Annotated in this window: 1 tRNA gene and 3 rRNA genes; all 4 read left to right on the top strand. The window is 49.6% G+C overall.

The window, feature by feature from the left end:
- Positions 1-127: 127 nt before the first annotated feature.
- The 4 genes from QRD39_RS10070 to rrf all read left to right on the top strand — a co-directional run bounded on the left by QRD39_RS10070 (position 128) and on the right by rrf (position 5,047).
- A 16S ribosomal RNA gene (locus QRD39_RS10070) occupies positions 128-1,675 on the top strand.
- Positions 1,676-1,729: 54 nt separating this feature from the next.
- A tRNA-Ala gene (locus tag QRD39_RS10065) sits at positions 1,730-1,802 on the top strand.
- A 146-nt stretch (positions 1,803-1,948) separates the two neighbouring features.
- Positions 1,949-4,848: ribosomal RNA gene (locus QRD39_RS10060) — 23S ribosomal RNA — on the top strand.
- Between the two features lie 83 nt (positions 4,849-4,931).
- Positions 4,932-5,047 (top strand): 5S ribosomal RNA (rrf, locus tag QRD39_RS10055).
- Together the 16S, 23S and 5S rRNA genes with 1 tRNA gene alongside form the textbook arrangement of a ribosomal RNA operon.
- Positions 5,048-5,052 lie beyond the last annotated feature (5 nt).

Raw genomic sequence — 5,052 nt, 5'->3', positions numbered from 1 at the left:
AGACCTTTGAGAACTGAATAAGAAACCAAGTGCAGGGTTATGATAGAAGAAATTATAACCTGTCAATTTACAAGAAAAAAACGTCAGAAGACGGAAATGAGTTAACGCTCGAACGATTATTGAAGAATTTAATGAGAGTTTGATCCTGGCTCAGGACGAACGCTGGCGGCGTGCCTAATACATGCAAGTAGAACGCTGAAGAGAGGAGCTTGCTCTTCTTGGAAGAGTTGCGAACGGGTGAGTAACGCGTAGGTAACCTGCCTTGTAGCGGGGGATAACTATTGGAAACGATAGCTAATACCGCATAACAATGGGTGACCCATGTCATTCATTTGAAAGGGGCAAATGCTCCACTACAAGATGGACCTGCGTTGTATTAGCTAGTAGGTGAGGTAACGGCTCACCTAGGCGACGATACATAGCCGACCTGAGAGGGTGATCGGCCACACTGGGACTGAGACACGGCCCAGACTCCTACGGGAGGCAGCAGTAGGGAATCTTCGGCAATGGGGGCAACCCTGACCGAGCAACGCCGCGTGAGTGAAGAAGGTTTTCGGATCGTAAAGCTCTGTTGTAAGTCAAGAACGAGTGTGAGAGTGGAAAGTTCACACTGTGACGGTAGCTTACCAGAAAGGGACGGCTAACTACGTGCCAGCAGCCGCGGTAATACGTAGGTCCCGAGCGTTGTCCGGATTTATTGGGCGTAAAGCGAGCGCAGGCGGTTTGATAAGTCTGAAGTTAAAGGCTGTGGCTCAACCATAGTTCGCTTTGGAAACTGTCAAACTTGAGTGCAGAAGGGGAGAGTGGAATTCCATGTGTAGCGGTGAAATGCGTAGATATATGGAGGAACACCGGTGGCGAAAGCGGCTCTCTGGTCTGTAACTGACGCTGAGGCTCGAAAGCGTGGGGAGCGAACAGGATTAGATACCCTGGTAGTCCACGCCGTAAACGATGAGTGCTAGGTGTTGGGTCCTTTCCGGGATTCAGTGCCGCAGCTAACGCATTAAGCACTCCGCCTGGGGAGTACGACCGCAAGGTTGAAACTCAAAGGAATTGACGGGGGCCCGCACAAGCGGTGGAGCATGTGGTTTAATTCGAAGCAACGCGAAGAACCTTACCAGGTCTTGACATCCCGATGCTATTTCTAGAGATAGGAAGTTACTTCGGTACATCGGTGACAGGTGGTGCATGGTTGTCGTCAGCTCGTGTCGTGAGATGTTGGGTTAAGTCCCGCAACGAGCGCAACCCCTATTGTTAGTTGCCATCATTCAGTTGGGCACTCTAGCGAGACTGCCGGTAATAAACCGGAGGAAGGTGGGGATGACGTCAAATCATCATGCCCCTTATGACCTGGGCTACACACGTGCTACAATGGTTGGTACAACGAGTTGCGAGTCGGTGACGGCGAGCTAATCTCTTAAAGCCAATCTCAGTTCGGATTGTAGGCTGCAACTCGCCTACATGAAGTCGGAATCGCTAGTAATCGCGGATCAGCACGCCGCGGTGAATACGTTCCCGGGCCTTGTACACACCGCCCGTCACACCACGAGAGTTTGTAACACCCGAAGTCGGTGAGGTAACCTTATGGAGCCAGCCGCCTAAGGTGGGATAGATGATTGGGGTGAAGTCGTAACAAGGTAGCCGTATCGGAAGGTGCGGCTGGATCACCTCCTTTCTAAGGAAAAACGGAATGTACTTGAGTTTCTTATTTAGTTTTGAGAGGTCTTGTGGGGCCTTAGCTCAGCTGGGAGAGCGCCTGCTTTGCACGCAGGAGGTCAGCGGTTCGATCCCGCTAGGCTCCATTGAATCGAAAGATTCAAGTATTGTCCATTGAAAATTGAATATCTATATCAAATTCCATATGTAATAAAATACATATAGATAGTAACAAGAAAATAAACCGAAACGCTGTGAATATTTAATGAGTTAGGTCGTAAGACCAAAATAAGGTTAAGTTAATAAGGGCGCACGGTGGATGCCTTGGCACTAGAAGCCGATGAAGGACGTGACTAACGACGAAATGCTTTGGGGAGCTGTAAGTGAGCAAAGATCCAGAGATGTCCGAATGGGGGAACCCGGCAGGTAATGCCTGTCACTCATTACTGTTAAGGTAATGAAGAGGAAGACGCAGTGAACTGAAACATCTAAGTAGCTGCAGGAAGAGAAAGCAAAAGCGATTGCCTTAGTAGCGGCGAGCGAAATGGCAAGAGGGCAAACCGAAGAGTTTACTCTTCGGGGTTGTAGGACTGCGATGTGGACTTAAAGATTATAGAAGAACTACCTGGGAAGGTAGGCCAAAGAGAGTAACAGCCTCGTATTCGAAATAGTCTTTATACCTAGCAGTATCCTGAGTACGGCGAGACACGAGAAATCTCGTCGGAATCTGGGAGGACCATCTCCCAACCCTAAATACTCTCTAGTGACCGATAGTGAACCAGTACCGTGAGGGAAAGGTGAAAAGCACCCCGGGAGGGGAGTGAAATAGAACCTGAAACCGTGTGCCTACAACAAGTTCGAGCCCGTTAATGGGTGAGAGCGTGCCTTTTGTAGAATGAACCGGCGAGTTACGATATGATGCGAGGTTAAGTTGAAGAGACGGAGCCGCAGGGAAACCGAGTCTTAATAGGGCGTCATAGTATCATGTCGTAGACCCGAAACCATGTGACCTACCCATGAGCAGGTTGAAGGTGAGGTAAAACTCACTGGAGGACCGAACCAGGGCACGTTGAAAAGTGCTTGGATGACTTGTGGGTAGCGGAGAAATTCCAAACGAACTTGGAGATAGCTGGTTCTCTCCGAAATAGCTTTAGGGCTAGCGTCGATGTTAAGTCTCTTGGAGGTAGAGCACTGTTTGGGTGAGGGGTCCATCCCGGATTACCAATCTCAGATAAACTCCGAATGCCAATGAGATATAATCGGCAGTCAGACTGCGAGTGCTAAGATCCGTAGTCGAAAGGGAAACAGCCCAGACCACCAGCTAAGGTCCCAAAATATATGTTAAGTGGAAAAGGATGTGGGGTTGCACAGACAACTAGGATGTTAGCTTAGAAGCAGCTATTCATTCAAAGAGTGCGTAATAGCTCACTAGTCGAGTGACCCTGCGCCGAAAATGTACCGGGGCTAAAACATATTACCGAAGCTGTGGATACCTTTATAGGTATGGTAGGAGAGCGTTCTATGTGCGAAGAAGGTGTACCGTGAGGAGTGCTGGAGCGCATAGAAGTGAGAATGCCGGTATGAGTAGCGAAAGACAGGTGAGAATCCTGTCCACCGTAAGACTAAGGTTTCCAGGGGAAGGCTCGTCCGCCCTGGGTTAGTCGGGACCTAAGGAGAGACCGAAAGGTGTATCCGATGGCCAACAGGTTGATATTCCTGTACTAGAGTATATAGTGATGGAGGGACGCAGTAGGCTAACTAAACCAGACGAATGGAAGAGTCTGGCCAAGCAGTGAGGTGTGATATGAGTCAAATGCTTATATCTCTAACATTGAGCTGTGATGGGGAGCGAAGTTTAGTAGCGAAGTTAGTGATGTCACACTGCCAAGAAAAGCTTCTAGCGTTAATTATACTCTACCCGTACCGCAAACCGACACAGGTAGTCGAGGCGAGTAGCCTCAGGTGAGCGAGAGAACTCTCGTTAAGGAACTCGGCAAAATGGCCCCGTAACTTCGGGAGAAGGGGCGCTGACTGATAGTCAGCCGCAGTGAATAGGCCCAAGCAACTGTTTATCAAAAACACAGCTCTCTGCTAAATCGTAAGATGATGTATAGGGGGTGACGCCTGCCCGGTGCTGGAAGGTTAAGAGGAGTGCTTAGCGTAAGCGAAGGTATGAATTGAAGCCCCAGTAAACGGCGGCCGTAACTATAACGGTCCTAAGGTAGCGAAATTCCTTGTCGGGTAAGTTCCGACCCGCACGAAAGGCGTAATGATTTGGGCACTGTCTCAACGAGAGACTCGGTGAAATTTTAGTACCTGTGAAGATGCAGGTTACCCGCGACAGGACGGAAAGACCCCATGGAGCTTTACTGCAGTTTGATATTGAGTATCTGTACCACATGTACAGGATAGGTAGGAGCCTAGGACCTCGGGACGCCAGTTTCGAGTGAGGCGTTGTTGGGATACTACCCTTGTGTTATGGCTACTCTAACCCAGATAGGTTATCCCTATCGGAGACAGTGTCTGACGGGCAGTTTGACTGGGGCGGTCGCCTCCTAAAAGGTAACGGAGGCGCCCAAAGGTTCCCTCAGAATGGTTGGAAATCATTCGCAGAGTGTAAAGGTATAAGGGAGCTTGACTGCGAGAGCTACAACTCGAGCAGGGACGAAAGTCGGGCTTAGTGATCCGGTGGTTCCGCATGGAAGGGCCATCGCTCAACGGATAAAAGCTACCCTGGGGATAACAGGCTTATCTCCCCCAAGAGTTCACATCGACGGGGAGGTTTGGCACCTCGATGTCGGCTCGTCGCATCCTGGGGCTGTAGTCGGTCCCAAGGGTTGGGCTGTTCGCCCATTAAAGCGGCACGCGAGCTGGGTTCAGAACGTCGTGAGACAGTTCGGTCCCTATCCGTCGCGGGCGTAGGAAATTTGAGAGGATCTGCTCCTAGTACGAGAGGACCAGAGTGGACTTACCGCTGGTGTACCAGTTGTTCTGCCAAGAGCATCGCTGGGTAGCTATGTAGGGAAGGGATAAACGCTGAAAGCATCTAAGTGTGAAGCCCACCTCAAGATGAGATTTCCCATGATTATATATCAGTAAGAGCCCTGAGAGATGATCAGGTTGATAGGTTAGGAGTGGAAGTGTGGTGACACATGTAGCGGACTAATACTAATAGCTCGAGGACTTATCCAAAGTAAGTAACTGAGAGACATTGATAGCGTGAAGGTTTCTTGAGACGGTATAGATATTCAATTTTGAGTTGAGAATACTCAGAGTTAAGTGACGATAGCCTAGGAGATACACCTGTTCCCATGCCGAACACAGCAGTTAAGCCCTAGAACGCCTGAAGTAGTTGGGGGTTGCCCCCTGTTAGATATGGTAGTCGCTTAGCATTTA

It is taken from the genome of Streptococcus raffinosi, from assembly GCF_030284685.1.
Lineage (GTDB): Bacteria > Bacillota > Bacilli > Lactobacillales > Streptococcaceae > Streptococcus > Streptococcus raffinosi.
The sequence above is the reverse complement of the archived record's forward strand: the minus strand, read 5'-3'. Positions and strand labels throughout refer to the sequence as shown.